The 22,079-nt window shown below is 47.2% G+C and carries 14 protein-coding genes; 10 read left to right on the top strand and 4 right to left on the bottom strand.

All coding sequences use genetic code 11. From position 1 onward, the window contains the following. The first annotated feature begins 131 nt into the window (after positions 1–131). The gene (locus tag MHI38_RS14975) at positions 132–5,336 is read left to right on the top strand and encodes a rhamnogalacturonan lyase family protein (RefSeq protein WP_341181366.1); all 5,205 of its coding nucleotides are present in this window, start codon (positions 132–134) and stop codon (positions 5,334–5,336) included. 424 nt (positions 5,337–5,760) lie between these two features. Further along, complete coding sequence (locus MHI38_RS14970; RefSeq protein WP_090921523.1) at positions 5,761–5,937, top strand: aspartyl-phosphate phosphatase Spo0E family protein; 177 nt, start codon at positions 5,761–5,763, stop codon at positions 5,935–5,937. A gap of 185 nt (positions 5,938–6,122) precedes the next feature. Here MHI38_RS14970 and MHI38_RS14965 read toward each other — a convergent pair whose 3' ends face one another. Then, a complete protein-coding gene (locus tag MHI38_RS14965; protein WP_090921525.1) occupies positions 6,123–7,052 on the bottom strand; it encodes a response regulator in 930 nt (309 codons plus the stop codon). Between the two features lie 426 nt (positions 7,053–7,478). Here MHI38_RS14965 and MHI38_RS14960 point away from each other — a divergent pair, with 426 nt between their 5' ends. After that, the gene (locus MHI38_RS14960; protein WP_221790010.1) at positions 7,479–8,915 is read left to right on the top strand and encodes an alanine/glycine:cation symporter family protein; all 1,437 of its coding nucleotides are present in this window, start codon (positions 7,479–7,481) and stop codon (positions 8,913–8,915) included. Between the two features lie 198 nt (positions 8,916–9,113). Here MHI38_RS14960 and MHI38_RS14955 read toward each other — a convergent pair whose 3' ends face one another. Next, entirely contained in the window at positions 9,114–9,953 is an 840-nt protein-coding gene (locus MHI38_RS14955) for a methyl-accepting chemotaxis protein (RefSeq protein ID WP_423246149.1), read from the bottom strand. A 292-nt stretch (positions 9,954–10,245) separates the two neighbouring features. On the opposite strand from MHI38_RS14955, the gene MHI38_RS14950 reads away from it, so the two are divergent. Next, positions 10,246–10,938 carry a Crp/Fnr family transcriptional regulator gene (locus tag MHI38_RS14950; protein WP_090921529.1) on the top strand — a complete coding sequence of 231 codons (693 nt, stop codon included), beginning with the start codon at positions 10,246–10,248 and terminating at the stop codon, positions 10,936–10,938. Between the two features lie 93 nt (positions 10,939–11,031). Here MHI38_RS14950 and pepT read toward each other — a convergent pair whose 3' ends face one another. Beyond that, complete coding sequence (pepT, locus tag MHI38_RS14945) at positions 11,032–12,270, bottom strand: peptidase T (RefSeq protein WP_341181365.1); 1,239 nt, start codon at positions 12,268–12,270, stop codon at positions 11,032–11,034. Between the two features lie 336 nt (positions 12,271–12,606). Here pepT and MHI38_RS14940 point away from each other — a divergent pair, with 336 nt between their 5' ends. Both MHI38_RS14940 and MHI38_RS14935 read left to right on the top strand, forming a co-directional pair. Continuing rightward, complete coding sequence (locus MHI38_RS14940; protein WP_090921533.1) at positions 12,607–12,801, top strand: 2-hydroxymuconate tautomerase; 195 nt, start codon at positions 12,607–12,609, stop codon at positions 12,799–12,801. A gap of 74 nt (positions 12,802–12,875) precedes the next feature. Further along, positions 12,876–13,910, top strand: a complete 1,035-nt coding sequence (locus MHI38_RS14935) for an NADH:flavin oxidoreductase/NADH oxidase (protein WP_221786755.1) — start codon at positions 12,876–12,878, stop codon at positions 13,908–13,910. Between the two features lie 415 nt (positions 13,911–14,325). Here MHI38_RS14935 and MHI38_RS14930 read toward each other — a convergent pair whose 3' ends face one another. After that, complete coding sequence (locus MHI38_RS14930) at positions 14,326–15,093, bottom strand: class I SAM-dependent methyltransferase (RefSeq protein ID WP_341181364.1); 768 nt, start codon at positions 15,091–15,093, stop codon at positions 14,326–14,328. Positions 15,094–15,289: 196 nt separating this feature from the next. On the opposite strand from MHI38_RS14930, the gene MHI38_RS14925 reads away from it, so the two are divergent. The 4 genes from MHI38_RS14925 to MHI38_RS14910 all read left to right on the top strand — a co-directional run bounded on the left by MHI38_RS14925 (position 15,290) and on the right by MHI38_RS14910 (position 21,968). Then, complete coding sequence (locus tag MHI38_RS14925; protein ID WP_341181363.1) at positions 15,290–15,709, top strand: SRPBCC family protein; 420 nt, start codon at positions 15,290–15,292, stop codon at positions 15,707–15,709. 338 nt (positions 15,710–16,047) lie between these two features. Then, entirely contained in the window at positions 16,048–19,143 is a 3,096-nt protein-coding gene (locus MHI38_RS14920) for a hybrid sensor histidine kinase/response regulator (protein WP_341181362.1), read from the top strand. Positions 19,144–19,247: 104 nt separating this feature from the next. Then, complete coding sequence (locus tag MHI38_RS14915) at positions 19,248–20,417, top strand: response regulator (protein ID WP_308722600.1); 1,170 nt, start codon at positions 19,248–19,250, stop codon at positions 20,415–20,417. 195 nt (positions 20,418–20,612) lie between these two features. Further along, entirely contained in the window at positions 20,613–21,968 is a 1,356-nt protein-coding gene (locus MHI38_RS14910) for a cryptochrome/photolyase family protein (RefSeq protein WP_341181361.1), read from the top strand. Positions 21,969–22,079: the final 111 nt, after the last annotated feature.

Genomic DNA, 22,079 nt, shown 5'->3' with positions numbered 1-22,079 from the left:
GGACGTGGAGTCAGAGAGGAACAGGGAGAGTTGTAAGAATCGTAGGAGGGTTGTACATCAACAAAATGCAAGCGCTTACTTTATTTAATTCAGCAGAAGGACATGTTGAAGAAACGAAAGGGTGGGTGTAGATGAGTGCAAAACATACGCGGCAACTCGGTTTAATTGTGCTGATATTCATATTTACGATTTCCAGCTTGGGATGGGGTGCATTCTATGGTACGACAACAGTGAGTGCGGCAGCACCGGATTCAGCTGTTGATACTGGGGAAACAACCGTTTATCGATATGATTTTGGATCAGGAGTCGTGGCGGAGGGGTATACGGGTGTGGGAGCGGATGCCGTTTATACCTCGGAACGGGGATATGGTTTTGCGGATGCATCCAAGGTGACGGTGCAGGATCGTGGAACGAGTGATCCAATCAAGTCTGATTTTGCAACATTTGCTGCAGGTGGACAATTCAACGTGGATTTGCCGAACGGTGACTATACTGTTTCGCTTGTTGCCGGGGATGCAGCCGGAGCTACAGAGATTGCCATCGATGTAGAAAGCATGAACAAGGTGCAACTGAACAGCAAGGCGGCAGGCGAGTATCTGGAGATGGACTTTGACATCGCGATGGTGGATGGTCAGATGAATCTGGTATTTTCCGGTACCGCTGCGAATCTGAATGCATTGGTTATTACCAAGCAAGCTGAGCGTGATGCGGGAAGCAAACCTGTTCTGTATTTGGCTGGAGATTCCACGATGCAGACCTACAATCCGTATTGGGAGCCGCAAGCGGGCTGGGGGCAGATGTTTCCTTCCTTTTTTAACGATACCGTGGAGATCAAAAATCATTCCATCGGTGGACGCAGTTCCAAGTCGTTTATTTTCCAAGGGCGGCTGGATGAAATTCTGAGAGTGATCCGTCCAGGAGACTATCTGTTTGTACAGTTCGGACATAATGATGCGACCATCAGTGTGCCTGACCGCTACGCTTCCCCGGCCGATTACAAAATCTATCTGAAAACCTACATAGACGGTGTGCGGCAACGGGGGGCAACGCCGATTCTGGTAACGCCGATGGGGCGCAGGGACTTCAATGCAAGTACGGGAAAATTCAATGTTTCCTTCCCTGAATATGTTCAGGCAGCCAAAGAAGTAGCGTCCGAAAACAATGTGCTACTAATTGATCTGAGCAAACTCAGCATCGAATATTATGACTCGATTGGGCCTGAGGCTACACTGTCGGTGTTCCTGCATGTTGCACCGGGTATTTATCAGGCGTTCCCTAACGGAGTTGCTGACAATACGCATTTTCAGGAGTACGGTGCCATTCAGATCGCAAGAATGGTTGCTGGTGCGGTGCGTGAACTTGATATTCCACTGGCCGATGCCGTGAAAGATGCTGAAGTGCCTGCCGAGGTTCCAGTGAAGCCAAACGGTCTGAAAGCTGGCAGCATCAGTAATGCCGGTGCTGTATTGAAATGGACAGCAGATGATGCAGCAGATATCTATAAAATCTATCGCAAGCTGTCTTCCGAGCCAGCATCTGCGTATACGCTAGCCGGAACAGCAACGGTTCCAACCATGAACTTATCTGGCCTTACCGAAGGTGAAAGCTATACGGTACGTGTCACTGCCGTGAATGGTCGAGGCGAATCCGAGCCTTCGGACGAGGTGAGCTTCACAACGAAGTCGGCTGCATTTCGATACGATTTTGGCCCCGTTGGCTCTCCAGTCGCGGAAGGGTATAACGAAGTGACTCGGAATACCTTATACACGCCGGAGCGCGGCTACGGCCTAACCTCTTCGGCGAATATGGCGGATCGGGATCGTGGCAATGCCACGGATGCGCTGCGCCGCGATTTTGTCATTTATTTTGGCGGAAGTTATGAATTCAAGGTGGATTTACCTAACGGCAGTTATTCGGTTAAGGCTTACATTGGAGACTGGATCGGCTCCGCACGAACGAATATCAATATCGAGGGCAAGGACTACGGGACCGTATCCTCGGGTGCCCAAAATATCGCTGAGAAGGTTATCAACGATGTTCAAGTGCAGGACGGCCAGATGAATCTGGTGTTCAGTGGACAGACCGCACATCTCAATGGATTGGAGATCACACCAACCTTTATGTCTCCATCCGGGCTTCAACTGAATGAACTCGATCTGAACAGTGATCCGATCCGTGCAGTGTTGTCGTGGGAGGCGGCTGCTGGAGATGTTCAGTACAAGGTCTATCGGCAATCTGCGGGAGCAACTAAATCAGAATTGCTCTCCACAGTTGATGAGCCAGCCTATACGGATAATCAGATCGAACTTGGCATGGATTATGTATACACGGTAACAGCGGTGGATCAGACGGGAACGGAATCGCTCGCGTCCAATGCGCTGAATGTATCTACGATTGATCCAAGTGTAACGAAAGCAGAAGCACCTACCGGGCTGGCGTTACAAGAGATCCGGAAAAACGATGTTTCTTTCACATGGCATGAAGCTGCTGGTGCACGATTTTACCAAATTTACCGTTCCAAAAGCCAGAATGGGCCTTATGAGATGATTGGTCGGACCAAGGAAACTTCGTTTAAGGATTCCACCATTCTCAGTACGGTTCCTTATTACTATAAAGTGGCCTCAGTGAATGCAGGTGGCGTATCCGAGCTGTCCAGCGTGCTTGAAACTCCGGTAGCTACAACGCTGAACCGGGCAATGGAGTATTTGGATCGTGCACCGGTTGCGGTGAAAACGGAGAAGGGAAACTACATTGGCTGGCGCATGCTGGGGCTGGATACGGATTCGATTGCTTTCAATCTGTATCGTGATGATGTGAAGCTGAACGCAGAGCCGCTGACGGGCAGCACGAACTATACGGATGCCGAAGGTACGGACAGTTCTAAATACCGTGTTACGACGGTAGAAAATGGAATAGAGAAGCCGGCGACGAAAGAGTTCGGTGTATGGCAGGAGCAATACCTGTCTGTGCCGCTGCAGAAACCTGCCGATGCGTATACCAAAGACGGGCAGCCGTATTCCTACTATGCAGGAGATGCCAGTGTCGGGGATGTCGATGGGGATGGCGAGTACGAGATCGTGCTCATGTGGTCGCCGAATAACGGTAAGGATAATTCTCAGGCCGGAATTACCGGCATTGTATATATGGATGCCTACAAGCTGGACGGAACCCGTCTCTGGCGGATCAATATGGGGCCGAATATTCGGGCAGGGGCACATTACTCACCGTTTCTGGTCTATGATTTTGATGGAGATGGCCGGGCTGAACTGATGATGAAGACCGCAGACGGAACCGTTGACGGACAAGGGAAAGTCATCGGGGATGCGAATGCAGATCATCGTAACAGCTCCGGTTATGTACTTCTGGGTGATGAGTTTCTAACCGTATTTGATGGAGAGACCGGGGCGGCACTGGATACAGTGAAGTATGATCCGCCACGCGGAGACGTTGCTGCATGGGGGGATGGATACGGAAACCGTGTAGACCGCTTCCTTGCGGCTGTTGCCTATCTGGACGGAGAGCATCCGAGTGCGATGTTTAGCCGCGGGTATTACACGCGTACAGTACTTGCTTCTTACAATTTTCAGGATGGTAAGCTCAGTCAGGTATGGCGTTTTGACTCGAACGATGAGGGTTACGGTTCCTATGCAGGTCAAGGGAATCACAACCTATCCGTAGGTGATGTGGACGGTGATGGCAAAGATGAGATTACATTCGGAGCAATGGCAATTGATGACGACGGTAAGCCACTTTACAACACAAGACTGGGACATGGAGATGCGATGCATCTGAGTGACCTTGATCCAACCCGTCCGGGGATGGAGGTATTCGGGGTACATGAGGACCGAAGCTCGAAATATGGCATGGAGATGAGAGATGCAGCCACAGGTGAAGTGCTTTGGGGAGTGTTTACGGGGATGGACACGGGGCGCGGTATGGCAGCTGATATCGATCCAAACTATCCGGGAGCTGAGGTATGGGCGGCTACGATTACCAATGAACAGCATATTCCGATTACCGGGCTGTATAGTGCCAAGGGAGAATTGATCACAACGAAGATTCCTTCCTCCACAAACTTTGGAATTTGGTGGGACGGCGATCTGTTGCGTGAACTGCAGGATGGTATTCGAATCGACAAGTGGGACTACGAGAATCAGACTACGGTTAACCTGCTGACAGCAACAGGAGCTGCTTCCAACAATGGAACCAAAGCCAATCCAAGCTTACAAGCTGATTTATTTGGCGACTGGCGTGAGGAAGTGATTTGGCGCAGTCAAGACAGCTCCGAGCTGCGGATCTATATCACAACCGATGAGACCGATGTTCGTCTTCGTACGTTGATGCATGATCCAGTCTATCGTCTTGGCGTAGCATGGCAAAATGTTGCTTATAACCAGCCTCCACACACAAGCTTTTATCTCGGTGCAGGCATGGAACAGCCGAAGGCTCCGAATATTCGCTATGTGGGTGGCCCGCAAGAGCCGGAAGACACCACACCTCCAGTCATTACAGGCATGCCAGCGGAGCAGATGAGCGAGGATGATGTGCTTCAAGTGAAGGTGAAGGCTGAAGACCCTGAATCGGGTATTACACATCTGGAGCTGACTTGGGATGGCGAGACTGTGCAGTCAGGGGATGAGATTGTGCTGGCTGGGCTTGTTGGTAAGCATATCTTTACAGCTCGTGCGGAGAATGGTGCGGGACTGATTGCTGAGACAACCGTTGAGATAACGGTGGTGGCTGGGGATCAGGTTACTGGTGCACCTGGAGTGCCTGTTCTATCTGACAATAACGGTCACGGAAACGGGCTTAGTGATGGAACCTACACGGTGACGATGAACATGTGGTGGGGGAACAATGGTACGGAGTATAAGCTGTATGAGAACGGAGAACTGCTAGATCGTCAGAAGTTATCTGCATCTACCCCTGCAGCGCAGAAGGCATCCACTTCCATTCAAGGTCGGGCCAATGGTACCTATATATATACGTGTGAGCTAACGAACGCAAAAGGTAAAACGGAATGTCAACCGCTCACGATAACCGTTCGCAATGCTGAACCATCTCAGCCGGAGCTATCCCACGACAATTGGGATGGAGATGGCAACTATACAATCACAATGAATATGTGGTGGGGCACGAATGCCACATCATACCGATTGTATGAGAATGGTACGGAGATTGACAGCCAGCCGTTGACGGCATCTTCTCCTCATGCGCAGACAGCCAAGGTTGAGATCAAAGATCGTGCCGTCGGTGATTATGAATATGTAGTGGAATGGGTCAATGATCATGGGAAGACAACAAGTGAAACAATACAAGTGAAAGTTACGAACTAATATTCCAAATTTAATAACAGATATCCAATGTATAAATATACGTCAGCATAACAGACAGGACAGCTTCATCCGACATGAATAAGAGATAACCGAGAGCATCTCTCCATTCTCAGAAGGACACCAACCATGGGGTTCGAGATTGGAGGGGTGCATTTTGGTTTATTTTTATAAAATACACAATTATGACACAAAGCCTTTTCGGGCGTGAAGAGTATAAACAAATGCTGCGTATAGAGTGGGAAGAATGTGACAACATGGCGTTACATCTGGTATTTTTCACCAATCTCTATTAGAATGAAATTAGCCCTTTCAAATTTTGGAGAAGCATACAAAACATCCATGTCTCCTATGCCATATGTTAATCCAACTATAGATTGACAGGAAACACTACAATGGAACACAAATGAAGGAGGTATCAGGGGCCATGGTTATGAGTTTGGATTTGAAAAACAAAATAGAAAAAGCCAGGCATAACCTTCATAAACTGGTGGAGCATAATAAGGGAAGGCTTGGACATCCTGAAGTCATTCGGCAGTCGATGGCACTAGATGAATTGATTAATGAGTATAATCGAGTATCCCGGAATCAGACACGCACGTGAAAGTGAACAGAACGGGAATGCAACTATATATTGCAACAATGTATCATGATATGAACTTGTATGGTTTGGGCGAACAGAGTAACACATCAACCCCAATCAAGGAAGGGCATGAAGATCGCCGTCAGGGCTAACCTCACATTACCGTGAGGGAGCTTTGGAGGTGGATCATTCATGCCCTTTTTGGTTTAATGAAGCATGCGCTTGGCTTCCAGGTACAACACCTGCACGAATTTTTTCGTATTGATGCGGGTTTGGGAAAGCGAGGGCTCCACGTTGTTTTGCAGTTCGAGCATTTTTTTGCGAATCTCTGTAAAATCAAAAAATTTAGAGGCGTAGTTCTCGAATTTTGGATGGGTATAGTCTGTCAATCCAAGAGACACCACATGACTTAGTGTCTGAAAAATGGCTCTGCGCACCCGCTGTTCCGATGCTTTCACCTCTTTGGTAATGTCTGCAGCCGATGCAGTCTCTCCTAGTTTACGCTGAGCTACTTGCTGGAAGATGTCTTTGAGCGAAGGGAAGGTGTAAGGTGATAGCTTATGTTCCTCCGTCTCTAGTTGTTCGAGATATTCCAGCATGTCCAGTAGATCTCGGCTGCCAGCCTCCCCGATCATGCCCATCTCGGACAACAGAAAATGACCTGTGGTAGTAATGGTTTTGTCCGGAGCCTGCACCTGCTTGCGCTCACCTGTCTGTAGACCCGTCAGTCCTTGCAGTGTACGCTGGATATCAGCAATAGACTGCTGCATACGCAATCTCTCTTCCACAAGGCGAAGCACGGATAGAATCTCCAGCCGGTTAATCGGTTTCGTAATATAATACTCAATGCCTAAGGAGTAAGCTTCTCCAATCATATTTTTGGACTCAATCTGGGAGATCATCACGATCTTGCCTTTGAACTTTCCTTCAAGTGCACGTACGGTCTGTATCCCATCTTGATGCGGCATCAGCAGATCGATTAGCAGGACATCCACCTTATGTAGTTCCAGCAATTCGGCATGAATATGGGCTCCATCCTCGGCTTCCCCGGCAATGTCACCCAATCCTTCATCTTCAATAATGTCCATTAGCATGGAACGCACGCTTGGATCATCATCCACGATAAAATAACGCAAATTGTTCACGTCCTTTCCAATTCATCACGGTATTTCCCTAAAAAAGCTTTATTTAAACGGCCGTTTGTCTCGCCATAAAATCCTGTTTTATTTTCATCATGCTTATCTCCGTATCCTGAGACATCTCTCCTATCATACTTCCCAAACGCAAATCTGCATAGAAGCTCACATGTAAGGTTAGATGACAATGACTGGATGAGAGAGGCGCATTTTCAAAAAAAATGTCCAGAAATCATGTAGGTATTTGTCTATTTCGGTAGATGCACTTGTAGTATAAGTAACATGCATCAGTCTGAACCTGTCGTTGTGTAAAATGTTGCAAATTTTCAGTTGTTTTAAGCACGGCACTCGGTCAGACACAGGGCTGGGATAAGAAACGAATGTAGTAGTCTTTTTTAATAATACATCATAATAAGGGGCGTATCGATGGAGCAAACAATACAAGATGTTGTCGTTCTTTTCAATGATTTTCTCTGGTCTAAACTGTTAATCATTCTGCTGGTCGTCTGCGGAGTCTATTTCACAACAAAAACGAAATTCATGCAATTCCGTATGATCGGTGATATGGTCAAGGTGCTCAGAGAGCCAAAGAGCAAGGAACCGGGTAAAATCTCCCCATTTCAAGCCTTCTGTATCAGTATGGCCGCACGTGTGGGTACGGGAAACATTACAGGGATCGCACTAGCTATAGCCCTTGGTGGACCTGGTGCTGTTTTCTGGATGTGGGTTATTGCGATCATCGGATCGGCTTCGAGCTTCGTCGAGAGCACACTGGCTCAGATCTACAAAGTTAAAGATAAAGGCGGATTCCGCGGAGGACCGGCCTATTATATGGAACGTGGGCTTGGAAAACGATGGATGGGGGTTCTTTTTGCTATCCTGATCACCCTTTCGTTCGGCTTAGTCTTTAACGCTGTACAGTCCAACACCATTACAGTGGCCTTCCAAAACTCCTTTGGAACAGATCGCTTAACGGTTGGCATTATTATGGCAGTTGTTTTTGCAGGTATCATTATGGGCGGGGTTAAACGGATCGCGAAAGCATCAGAATATATCGTGGTTGTGCTCGCAGTGCTGTATATTGGGGTGGCTGCATTTATCGTGCTCGCAAACATCACAGAACTTCCAGCCATGATTGCGTTGATTGTGAAAAATGCCTTCGGCGTCGAACAGGTCGCTGGCGGGACACTGGGTGCTGCGCTGATGAATGGTGTTAAACGTGGACTATTCTCGAATGAAGCCGGTATGGGTAGTGCGCCGAATGCTGCGGCAACGGCAGATACATCCCATCCGGTCAAACAAGGTCTGATCCAAGCCTTTGGTGTTTTGACAGATACACTAGTTATATGTACAAGTACGGCTATGATTATTTTGTTATCCGGGGTATATCAGGGTTCGGATCTAGGTGGTATTGAGCTGACTCAAGCTGCGCTCAGTGTACACATCGGTTCGTGGGCTTCAGGCTTCCTGGCGGTGATGGTATTTTTGTTTGCCTTCAGCACGTTGATTGGTAATTATTATTACGGTGAAACAAACATTGAATTCATTAAGTCTAACAAAGTTTGGCTCTGGGTGTATCGCGTTGCTGTCATTAGCATGGTGGTATTTGGTGCGGTAGCGAAGGTGCAACTAGTGTGGGATTTGGCTGACCTGTTCATGGGTCTGATGGTTGTCGTGAACTTGATTGCCATCTTGATGTTGTCCAAAGTCACCTTCGAAGCCTTGAAGGATTACAAGCGGCAGAAGGCAGAGGGACGTGATCCTGTATTCACTCGTGACCGGATACATATTCCGGGCGAGATTGAATGCTGGGAGTCGGAAGAGGAAGTAACAGGTGCAGGAAAGCTGGATGCAACAGGATAAGATTGTTTATGATTTAGATTGATGTCATCCTTGGCGCGTCCAAAGTGTCAACAAACGAATAAAGCTTGTTATAACGCACTATAAAACAGGACTTGGACTACCATGATGGCATTCCAAGTCCTGTTTATTACATACCTCAATCTATCAGTAAGGTTTTTATGCGGATCGTTCGTGTATGATTTGCTCTTATTTCTTATGTTACTTTTGGACGGAATAGCTGATCAGTTGTTCGGATAGAGCTTTCATGCGTGCACCCGTATCATTGAGCTTCTCGATGACATCGGTGAAGGATGCAACCAGATTTGCCTGTTCTTGCGAGGAGGCAGCGATCTGGGATACTTCAACCTCCATCTGCTGAATCACTTGTTGTACGTCTTTCAAGCTGGCATCAATATCGGTCGTTGCTTGTTTCGCATCAACGGAGAGTTTACGTACTTCGGATGCCACGACACCAAATCCGGCACCGGCTTCGCCTACACGGGCAGCTTCGATTGCAGCGTTCAAGCCAAGCAGGTTGGTTTGTTCGGAGATTTCACGAATGAAACCAGCAACCTTGTTAATTTGGGATGAGTTCTGTACAGCCAGTCGTGTGTTCTCCAAAATCTGCTCACTGGTAGCCTGCAATTCTTCGGCATGAGCTGCGACATGCTGCACCATGTCAACAAGGTTTGCATTGATGTCTTGATTCTCTTGGATGATATCCTCCAGTTGGTTCTGATTGGATTGGTCATAGGATACACAGAATACAGCCACAACGTTATTATTATCATCAAAGATGGGAACGTTCAGCGTATCCAGTTCTACTCCAAACACTTCTTTGGGCAATGTAGAGAGTGTGGCTTCCCGACCATTTTTCAGAACAGCGAAGTTTTGATAGGAATCGATAAGTTTCATGCCTTTTTCAAATCCAAGATTGAACTTCTCTGTCATAATCACATCTAATACTTTCTCGTGGTCATACACGGTCAAGCTTGCTGGCTCCCGCAGGATCAGGCTAATGTAAGGCAAGGATTTTAACAGTGCGTCAACAATGTTTATGTTACTCATGGAACTCAATCATCCTCTCAATATTTAAATGTAAAGTGAATTGGAAAATTTGCAGAACCTCTATTGTTCATCGGACAAAAATCGGATATCCTGAATGCTTGATTGCATGAAAATCGAACTATTTTCCAAATGATATTCCAACTTTTTCCCATGTGGTGCGTTTTCTTGGATATTAGTTCTAGTTGTAACTGTTTTTATGCCAATTATTCGTTGCTAATTTGATTGAAATATAGGACATGTGTCCACTTTGTATAGCAAGGAGATCACATTGGAGGTGGTTTGGATGAAGGAAGTGTTGAACTTTGAGCTTATGCGACAACTTGTCCGGGAGCATGGATTGGATCAGGTGTTGGACGAAACGTTAATTGCCGAGCTGCGTCTGCTTGAGGCGGAGAAGGGCGAGATTATTTGTGAAAAAGGAGAACGTCCTGAACGTTTATATTTTCTCGTTGAAGGTAAGCTAAAAATCTTCACAACACTGCCGAATGGCAAGTCACTGTTGCTCAGATTCAGTACACCACTCGCCCTTGTGGGTGACTTGGAGCTTGTGAATGGAAAAGAAGCGAACAATATCGTGCAGTCCGTGAATCGCAGTTTGTTACTCGCCATCAGCTACCGTGTCATTCAGAATACGTATGCCGAGAATCCGAAATTCCTCCATTTTATGCTGAGTCAGGTGACACACAAGCTGTACACGTTCTCGAATCTGTCGAGCCTGAACATGCTCTATCCTGTTGAAAGCAGATTTGCCAGCTATATGTTATCTACGGCTGATCAGGATACAGCTGCATCAGAGGAGATTCAGACATCCAAATTGACGGAACTTGCTGATTTGCTGGGTACCAGCTACAGGCATCTCAATCGGGTTATTCAGGACTTGTGCAGACGAGATATTATTCGCAAAGTGGGGCGTAAAATCGTCATTCAGAACGTGGAAGAACTACGAGAGATTGCAGGAGGGAATGTGTACGAGTGAAGTGATACTACAAAGAGCACCCTTCAACGAAGAAGGTGCTCTTTTGCGTTCTGTCTATTCTGTATGAATCAACCTTGATCCCGTCTGCTTCGATCAGACATTCCCGTGTTGCTCAAATAATTGTGCAATCTCCACAATAACCTGTGTGGCCTTGACCATATTATCTACCGATACATATTCGAACTTGCCGTGATAGTTTTCCCCACCTGTGAAGATATTCGGTGTTGGCATGCCCATGTAGGAGAGCTGGGAGCCGTCTGTTCCTCCCCGAATTGGACGAATGATAGGCTCGATACCCAGCTTGGTCATGGCTTCGTGCGCGATATCCACGATCTGGCGAACGGGCTCAATCTTTTCACGCATATTGTAGTACTGGTCGTTCATCTCCACCGTAACGCTTTTATCTCCATACTTCGCTTTCAGTTCGCCCGTAATGTTTAACAGGTTGGTTTTGCGTGCTTCAAACTTCTCCCGATCAAAATCACGAATAATATAGTGCATCTTCGTCAGCTCTACATCACCTTCCATCGCCAGCAAGTGGTAGAAGCCTTCGTAACCTTCGGTAGATTCCGGTGCTTCCTCTACAGGTAGCCGTCCGTTTAACTCCATTGCAATTTTGAGTGAATTCACCATTTTGCCTTTTGCCGTACCGGGATGCACATTCGTACCGCGTACCGTAATCTTGGCCCCTGCTGCGTTGAAACTCTCATACTCCAGTTCCCCCAGCGGCCCGCCGTCTACAGTGTAGGCGTATTTAGCACCAAAGGCAGCGACATCAAACTTGTGCGGCCCACGGCCGATCTCTTCATCGGGAGTAAAAGCAACCCGAATCTTGCCGTGTTTCACTTCCGGGTGCTCGATCAGGTAAGTCATCGCCGTCATGATCTCGGCAATCCCTGCTTTATTATCTGCACCGAGCAACGTTGTACCATCGGTGGTAATCAGCGTATGTCCTTTGTACTCATGGAGTTCAGGGAAGTCTTTGGTGGACAAAATAACGTCCAGCTCCCGGTTCAGCACGAGATCAGAGCCATCATAGTTCTCGACAACCTGTGGTTTTACATTTTTACCGGTAAAGTCGGTAGCAGTGTCGAGATGGGCGAGGAATCCAATGACAGGCACATCCTTGTCCGTATTGGACGGAAGTGTTGCCATGACATAGCCATTCTCATCCATCGTGACTTCTTGCAGTCCGATGGAGGTACATTCTTCGACAAGAAGCTTGCCCAGCGCCAGTTGTCCGGGCGTGGATGGGCAGGTGTCACTATTTTCATCGGATTGTGTATCCATCTGTACGTATGTGCTGAGTCTCTGAATCAATATATCTTTCAAGTGAAATCGCTCCTTTATGGGTAATATATAGGTTGAATATGATCTGCCAGACTGTACAAGTGTAACGTTATCATTGGATTGCATCACATTCAGGATATCAGGCACTCCAGAATGTCTTTGTTCTTGCGGGATGGTGACATCTCCTTGAGCCTTTTAAAATGGAATCCTATTGGTAGGATATCCCTTTTGATGAGTTTGTAACGATATCATACCATGTTTTGATCTTATTTCGAGAAGGGTATTCTGCTGACGGGATGGAAGGGCACCAAAAAGTGCGTACTTGAATTTTTGAACCTCAGGTTCATAATAGCTATGAAGAAAGGATGTGTGTAGATCATGCCATTTATTACAGTGAAGATGCTGGAAGGCAAAACGAAGGAGCAGAAGCGCCAGTTGATCGAACGAATGACCGAGGTTGCTTGCGATACGCTGGGTGTGGAAGCGAGTAAGGTCTTTATTTTCATAGAGGATTTGGAGAAAGATAACTACGGTAAAAACGGGAAGATGTTCTCCGACCAGGAACCAAACTGATTAAGTTCAGGCGGATGACATGTTCACGTAACTAAGCTACAAATATAGACCATGGATAGGAGTTGTACTCAACAATGACAGAGCAATTATTCTCACCTTATCAATATAAAAGCTTAGCGTTACAGAACCGTGTCGTTATGGCACCGATGTGTCAATATTCGGTTACGGCGAAGGATGGCATCCCGAATGATTGGCATCAGGTTCACTATGTGAGCCGTGCTGTGGGTGGAACAGGACTCATTATTATTGAAATGACAGACGTTGACCCGGACGGACGGATTACAGACAATGATCTGGGGATTTGGTCAGACGAGCATATCCCCGCCTTCGCCAAGCTGGTAGACGGAATGCATGCTTACGGCTCTAAAGTGGCGATCCAGATCGCACATGCAGGACGTAAAGCCGAGGATGCGCCCCAGCCTGTTGCTCCTTCTGTTGTCACGTTTCCGGGAGAACAATATAAAGAGCCGCGCGCGTTGACCACCGAAGAAGTGGAAGCGATGGTGCAGAAGTTCGCAGATGGTGTGCGTCGTGCGGTTCAAGCGGGTGTGGATGCAATCGAGCTGCATGGTGCACACGGTTATCTGATTCACCAATTCCACTCTCCGCTGATGAATCATCGCGAGGATGTGTATGGACAAGATCTGTCTCGTTTTGGCGTAGAGGTGATTCGTGCGGTGAAAAAGGAAATGCCTGCTGACATGCCGCTCATTATGCGAATTTCTGCGGTGGAGTATGCGGACGGCGGGTATGATCTCGATCATACCATCGAGATTGGCCGTGCCTATCAGGAAGCAGGCGTGGACATGTTCCACATCAGCTCGGGCGGTGAAGGGCCATCCGGTCAGCGTAAACCTGGGAACTATCCGGGGTATCAGGTTCCTTTTGCCCGTCGTTTTCGGGACGAGTTGAAGGCACCTGTAATCGCTGTAGGCATGTTGGAGGACGCGGCACTGGCACAGGCCGTAATCGGCAACGGAGATGCTGATCTGGTTGCCATTGGCAGAGGCATGTTACGTGACCCATACTGGGCCAATCATGCTGCTCTTGAACTAGGTGTTAGCAAAGAGCAGGCGGCGATTGCCGAGCAATATTCTCGGGGATATTGATGGTGTAGTGGCTGACGCTTCCTATCAGGAAGCAGGGCACCGGGTACTAGGAAAGCCATGCACCAGCTTAGCGGCCGTGAAGAGCGCTAACGATCAGGAGAGAAACCTTATTTAGGCGAATTTAGCCATTCCTATTTTCTAACGATCACCAGAGGCGTTATTTGGCTTATTTTGCTTCAATGGGAACTGTTTTTCAGGTTTTTCGATGAAATAAGCCCACTGGAGATCGTTAGAATTTGGAAAGCCTCGTTTAGGGGCAAATAAGGCCCGTGGTGATCGTTAGAATTTCTGCATCCTATTTTCTTGAATCGTTAGTGTATCGTTGGTAAGGCGTTCGTGGTGGCTAATTTAATGAACCATCGTTATTTGTTGCATATCTTATGGGTAGTTCAAATCGTGCACCAAACTCATATAACTATTTCTTGCGTCTTGCTTCATAGACGAACTTTTGACTGGATTGTGTAGGAGCTTGCTCGGGATTAAAGTCTGCATAGACTTCGATATCGGTGAATCCAATCTTCTCCAGCACAAGACGTAACTCCTCCACGCCATACCATCTTAGGGTGAGTTCCTGCATCTCCGTGCCGACGAGTTTACCTTGGTGCCATTGTTCATAGCGCATCAGGTTTGTTTTGTACTGGTGCAGCAGATTGATTTCGGTCGTTCTCACTTCAACGGTAATCGTGTCTCCATCTGGTAAGCGGACAGTTGATGTATCAATGGAAGCGGGCTTCGTCACGTCTGGCAAAAAGAGGTCAAAGATTAACCTGCCCTCTGGCTCCAGGTGATCATACAGATTTTGCAGGATTCGAATAGAAGAACCACGATCCTGAATAAGCATCAGTGATCCGCTTGGAATTATAATGGCTTCGTAACGATAGGGAAGCTGCAAATTTTCGAGATCGGCTACAAACAGCTCAGGCATAGGTAGATTACGTTCGGTGCATCGGGAACGGCAGGACTGAACCATAGCTTCTGAATAATCGACTCCATCAATTTTCAACCCTGTTTCGAGTAATGGAATGAGCATTCGGCCAGAACCTGACATCGCTTCAAGGATGCGTCCGTTGCAATGCTGCAGCAGGTTGCTGTAAAATTCGATATCGCCTCCCAAGGAGTGTCCGATAGGCTTGGTAATATCGTATACCTTGGTGCATAAAGGGCCGTAATAACTGAATGACATTGTATAATACCTCCACTAGTAAGTATGTTTAAAACAGAAGTGTGGAAGGTAAATTCTTGCGGAACTATCCCTTCCGGCAACCGTGTTTGGAAATGGATTTTTCAGAGCAGACTATCATAGGAATCACACACCTTATATGTAAGATAAACCCATTATAGGTTGAGTTAGAAAAAAGCGTCAAGGAGGTAACCCAGGAATGGAATCATCACCAACGGCATTACCGGATATTAAGGAAGAACTTGTATTGATGGCATCTGTTGAAAAAGTATGGCCTAAGGTCTCGACTGCAGAAGGACTGGGGTCGTGGTTTATGCCCAGCGATTTGGAGCCAGTCGAAGGACATGAATTCACACTGGAAGCAGGACCTTTTGGACAATCCCCTTGCCAAGTAATTGAAGTGCAACCGCAACAGAAGCTGAGCTTTCGCTGGGGAAAAGATTGGACGTTAACATTTGAACTTGCAGAACAAGCGGAAGGCACCCATTTTACATTGATTCATAGCGGCTGGGATGCGGATAAACTGACTGAATTCGGACAGGCTCATGCGGTGATCCGTGAACGTATGGCTCAGGGTTGGGCCGGTCTTGTACAGAAGCTGGTTCAGGTCGTTAAGTAAAGCTTAAAACAGCCACCGAATAACACGAAATGCAGGATGTGCGTTGCGTATCCTACGTACCTACGTGCCTACGTACCCTACCCTAAGAGCATCCCTAAGCCCCGGCTTCTCCCTGGTTTCCATCTGGAGAGAATAGTTCGGGGCTTTTTGGCCTGCCTTTTCCCATAAGAAAGCCTCAAAAGTATTTTTTTGCTATGAAATGAGCTAAAACTGTTCATGAACTATTTCCGTGAGCACCGGAAACGTGTAACATGGATCTATAGAAAAAATCGACAAAAAGTGATATCTGTCGCTGTAATGAGGGTGGAAGGAATACATAGATGAGAAAACACTGGATCATGTTGACGCTAAGTTTCATTTGTGTTGTTCTGCTTCCGCTGGGATGGATCGCCCAGGTATGGATCAGCGAGCGGGACAATCCTCAGGTTATAAAGGGGCGTATAGATTTACGTCAATGGGATTTCAGCCAGGAAGGTGCCGCTCGGCTTAATGGCATCTGGAACTACTATCCTGACAAGCTGCTCGGTCCGGAAGATTTTGAAGCGGATATGTCAGGCCGCAGACCCTTGTCCGCTCCTATGGATGTTCGGGTTCCGTCCAAATGGAATGCAGCACTTGGAAAAGGACAAGGTTATGGAACATATCACTTGCAAGTGCAACTCACCCCTAGCCACTTACAAAAACGTTATGGGATTCATACACAGAATATACGCATGTCACATCGCATTTTTATTAATGGAAATCTCATAGGGGGTATGGGTTCTCCTGGGGTAACCAAAGATTCAGACCGTCAAAAGAATCTACCCTTTACAGGCTTTACTTCCATAGAGGGAGATACAGCTGACATTATTATTCAGGTATCCAATTATAGCTATGCCTCTGGAGGTATAGTTGCATCTGTTTTATTCGGGGATGAGGCTAGTATTTTCCGAAGCCAGCAGTTGGACGGGCTCAAGGATCTGATGACCTTGTTTGGATTTATTCTGCCCGCTGTTTTTTTTCTCGTGTTGTTCAGGCTGCGCCGCAGTGAGAAAGAGCTCCAATTTCTAGGACTGTTCAGCCTCTCGGGTGCATTGTATGCCCTCACGCATGGTGAGAAGCTGCTGGCCACATTTATACCTTTACTGACGCACGATGTGATGCTTCGACTTCAACTTCTCAGCGGAGCATTCTCGTATTATTTTTTGCTTCGATATCTGGCTGCATTAGTGCCGGGGGCCGTCCATGGTTGGTTTGTGCGTTTGGGCTTTATTCTGCTTGTTGCTCAGTCTCTGATAGGTCTTACTTTTCCCACCACACTATTCTCGGCCTTTGAAGCACCGATGCTGCTTATTTCGTTCTCGGTGTTATTCTATGCGATACGAACCATGATCTTTTGGTCGCGTAAGAGGACAAACGACAGCCACTTTGCGTTGGTCGGCCTAATGAGTATTATCATGGTTGTTGTGTTGTTCACGATCGGGGCATTTGTGGCCATTGATACCGCCTTTCTAGCATTGCTTGAACTTCTGTTATTTGTTCTGATTCAGATGTTTGTTACAGCTATTCGTTTTGCGCAGTCATTCCTTGAAGTGGAAGCTTTGTCGGAGCGTTTGCTGGTGATTGACAGCCTCAAGGATGAATTCATGGCGAATACGTCGCATGAGCTGAGGACACCGCTACATGGCATTATTAACATTGCGGAGTCTATGCTGGAAGGAGCGGCAGGAGCTGTTACGCCAAAACAAGCCAAAAATCTGTCCATGATTACTGCTACCGGGAAAAGATTATCTCTGCTAGTCAATGATATTTTGGACTTCTCCAAACTAAAAAACAGTGAAATCGAGTTAAATCGCGTCCCTGTTGATCTGGAGTCGGTCGCTCGAACAGTGGTTGAGGTTTCGGGGTTTACGTTCGATGACAAGCCCATTGTGCTGATTCAGCAATGGCCTGATGCATTACCGTTGGTGGAAGCAGACGAGCATCGGTTGCGGCAGATTCTCTATAACCTTCTTGGCAATGCTTACAAGTTTACGGAGCATGGCGTGATCCGGCTGTATGCCTCTGTGGAAGGGGACAAGGTCAGAGTATCTGTTGCGGATACTGGCGTGGGTATTGCATCCGAAAGGCTGCATGATATTTTCCAATCTTACGAGCAAAGCAATGGAACGATGGAACGGGCTTATGAGGGGACCGGGCTGGGTCTCAGCATCACGAAAAAACTTGTTGAGTTGGGTGAAGGCGAAATATGGGTCGAATCAGAACCGGGAGTCGGATCGACGTTTCATTTTACGTTACCCATTGTACAATTACCGTTACTACAAGAACAGATCAACCCCGTGCCGGCTCGTTATGTGACAACACAAGGGAAAAAGGCGAAGGACTATGTTGCCGGGGATTTGAATGACTCCAGTCCAATGCAGGAACAGGATGGGAATCATGTTGGGGAACCTACGATTCTGATTGTGGATGATGATCCTGTAAATCGACATGTGCTTCTGAACTTGCTCTCTACGGAGCATTACCGGGTCATTGCAGCAGACAGCGGTTTTAAAGCAATCGAGCTGTATGAGCAACACCCATCCATAGATCTGGTTATTACCGACTGGATGATGCCCAAAATGTCCGGTCCGGAGCTTTGTCGCAAGCTTCGGGAGCATCGTTCGTTGTCCGAATTGCCTATTCTGATGCTGACTGCTCGTGGATTACCCGAGGATATTCGGCATGGTTTCCAGGCGGGGGCAAATGACTTTTTGAGTAAACCTGTCGATGCGGGTGAATTACGGGCGCGGGTTCGAACGCTGATCGACCTGCGTACCTCTGTACAGGATACGATTCGGGCGGAGATGGCCTTTCTTCAGGCGCAAATCAAACCTCATTTTCTCTACAATGCGCTGAATGTAATTATTGCAACTTGTGCTGTAGATCCCGATAAGGCAACGGACCTGCTTATCGAATTGAGTCATTATTTGCGAGGTAGCTTTGATTTTCAGAACAGGGATCAACTGGTTCCGTTGTACAAAGAGCTCGAATTGGTAGAGTCCTACGTTCATCTGGAACAGGCGAGGTTTGAAGACAGGCTTGTCGTTAAATATGAAGTACAGCCGGATTTAAGGTTGTTTTTACCACCGCTCACCATTCAACCGCTTGTAGAGAATGCGATTCGTCATGGGGTTATGGAGAGGGCTGCAGGCGGTACGGTGCGGCTTCATATTTTCCAGGAAGGTGACGATGTCATCGTTCGTGTACAGGATGACGGTGTGGGTATACCTCCTGAACGTATGGCTCAGGTGAAGTCAGGTCGAACAGAAGGTCCCGGAGGTGTTGGGCTTCAAAATATCAATCGCCGTCTTATGTCGCTCTATGGACAGGGACTGAATATTCAGAGTCATGTAGGAAGCGGTACACAAATTCAATTTCATATTCCGCTGAACCAGGTTAATCATTTTACATGAGACTTTGAGTTCATGGATTGGGTAAGTATGGTTAACATGAATAAGCTAAAGCCGATATAGCGGCTATCCATATTAAATCTCTCATGGCAGGAGGTTGGGGAACGTTGAGAGCCATAGTCATTGATGATGAGAAGCCAGCGCAGCTTCATCTGCAGCGCCTGCTGCAGTCAGATGGAAGAATTAATCCTGTTCAATGTTTTTCAACAGCACGCGAAGGTATTCATTATTTGACCATTGATCGTGTGGATGTTGTATTTCTGGATATTGGTATGCCAGAGGTTAATGGTCTGGAAGCGGCTGAATATATACAGCAACTCGATTCAAGCATTCGAATCATATTTGTAACCGCGTATGCGGACCATGCGGTGGAGGCATTCGAGTTGCATGCTCTGGATTATGTATTAAAACCGGTCAGTTCTGCCAGACTTAGCAAGACCATCGATCGTATTGCAGGTACAATGTCTTATCACGCTCAGACAGCAGCGGCGATGGAGGTGCAAGAATCGGAACCTGAAGCCCAGGCCGAGGAGTTGGAATTTAAAGCACCTGGTTTGTTGACTTTTAAACATCTGGATATATTCAGAAGTATGGATCATAGCGCCGAGAAGCATAAATGGCGCACCACCAAATCTCAGGAGTTATTTGCATTTTTGTTTCATCACCGGGAAGAGTGGGTAAGCAAGGAGGTTCTGCTTGATAAGCTTTGGGCCGATGTATCTCAGGATAAAGGGCTGACGCTGCTACATACTTCTGTCTATCAGATTCGCAAATTATTGAAGGAATGGAACATGACAGGCAAGCTGGAGTACAATATGAACCGTTATCGTCTGCTGACAGGTAACTTGGTGAGCGATATTGAACAATTTGAGCAGGCCTTGTCCTATGAAGCTGTTACTTCGGATAATGTGAACGAGCTGAGACACGTCGCCCTGCTGTATCGCGGCGATTATCTGGAGGAGCATGACTATGATTGGGCCAGATCCAAGAGCAGGGAGCTCCGTCGTAAGTATATGGGACTTGTCATGGATATCGCTCATTGGGAGATGTCTCACAAGCGGGGCGAGCAGGCGATTGAGCTATTAATGGAATTGCAGGAACGTGAGCCTTATTCAGAAGAAATCTGCCGGTTAATGATGGAAGTCTATGCTTCCATGGATGATCAACAAGGCATATTGCGACTGTATCATTCCTTTACATTGACCTTGAAAGAGGATTTGGGTCATCAGCCCGAACCTGAAACGAGCAAACTATACGAAAGTCTGACCAAACAATAGACAATAGATATTTAGGGCGTGTCTGAAAAATCTAAAGAAGGCAGATTTTGCTGAATTTTCGTTCCAAGCAAGGAAGTTTTCTGCAGGCGTGCCGGGGCACGTCAAGGGAAACTGACGCAGCGGGGGGCGAAAAAGCGGTGAAAGATGCACTTCAGTAGGTTTCAAGACACGCCCTAGGCAGAAGGGGTGTAGCGCATGAAATTATTCATACACCGCAAAGATCTGCGTACAGATGATCTAAGCGCTTTGGATTATTTGCGTGAGCAGGAAGAAGAGAGCCTGCATGTGTTGATCTATGATCCATTCCTGCTCCGGCAAGGCCGGGAGAAGGAGCATAGCGGTGCAAACTTCCTCCGTCATGCCGGAACACTGGGCAGAATGTATAAGAAAGCGAAACGGCAGCTGCAAGTAGCTTATGGCAAACCCGCCGAAGTGGTGGATTGGTTACTGAGCCACATGGAGGACAAGATCAGTGAGATTGTCGTCCATCGGGACATGACGCCATATGCGATGGAACGGGATCGAGAGATACGTAAAGTCTGTGAATCCTATGGGATCACATTCACCCAACTGACGGATCATTTGCTGGTTGATCTGAAAGCCTTCGCCAGTTTCACAGGCAAATCAGAACCCTATAAAGTCTTTGCCGCCTTCCATCGACGCTGGGTTGAATTCATGAATGAACATCCTAATCCACCATCGGCAATCACGATTGCAGACGTGGACGTCACTGAACGAATTGTGGATTGGCCGCAGGCTATGAAGGTTCCTCATGCTTTGTTGGAGAATTCGGATGAGGCAGGAGATGAAGAGAATCCACATATGTTGCTGGATCGTTTTCTTTCCGAACGAGTAGCAGATTACGGGGATCATCGGGATGAGTTCGAGGCCTATGAGCCAAGCCATCTCAGCTCATATGTAGCTGTGGGGGCAGTATCTATTCGCAAGATGTATGATGCTGCACAGCGTATCTCCGAAGCTGGAGAGTGGATCAGACAGCTCTGTTTCCGCGATTTCTACTTGTACAGGGCAGTCTATGAGCAAGATTATTTTACGTATGAAAAAGTGTATGATCTCTCTGTTCTTCAAGATACTCATTTCGAACGTTGGTGCAGAGCGGAAACGGGCATTCCGATTATTGATGCAGCCATGACAGAACTGAACGAGACCGGGCATATGCCCAATCGGCTCCGCATTCTGACAGCGATGTTTTTGACGAAAAACCTTCAGTGTCCGTTCACGATGGGTGAAGCATACTTCAGAAGGAAGCTGAAAGATTATGATAACATCCAGAATCGGGGGAACTGGCTGTGGTGCGCCTCGCTGGGTGAAAATGCTGCGCCATATTTCCGTGTGAATAATCCGGTTACGCAGTCTGAGAAGTATGATGCTCAGGGCGACTATATTCGCAAGTGGCTACCCGAGTTGAAGGATTGGCATAGCAAGGAGATTCACCAACCACGCAAGGATGCGATCGTAGATCTGAAAGTTTCCAGACAGGCAGCCATTGACGTGTACAAGCAGATTCTGGCGAGTCGGGAGAAAAACTGAATTTTGAATGATGATGAAGGCAGGGAGGAAACTCCTTGCCTTTTGTTATATAAATTAGGACATGTGCAAAATGTAATTAAATATGGTATTTAATTACAGAATTTGATGCTG

The sequence above is a fragment of the Paenibacillus sp. FSL K6-1558 genome, assembly GCF_038002565.1.
GTDB lineage: Bacteria > Bacillota > Bacilli > Paenibacillales > Paenibacillaceae > Paenibacillus > Paenibacillus polysaccharolyticus.
The sequence above is the reverse complement of the archived record's forward strand: the minus strand, read 5'-3'. Positions and strand labels throughout refer to the sequence as shown.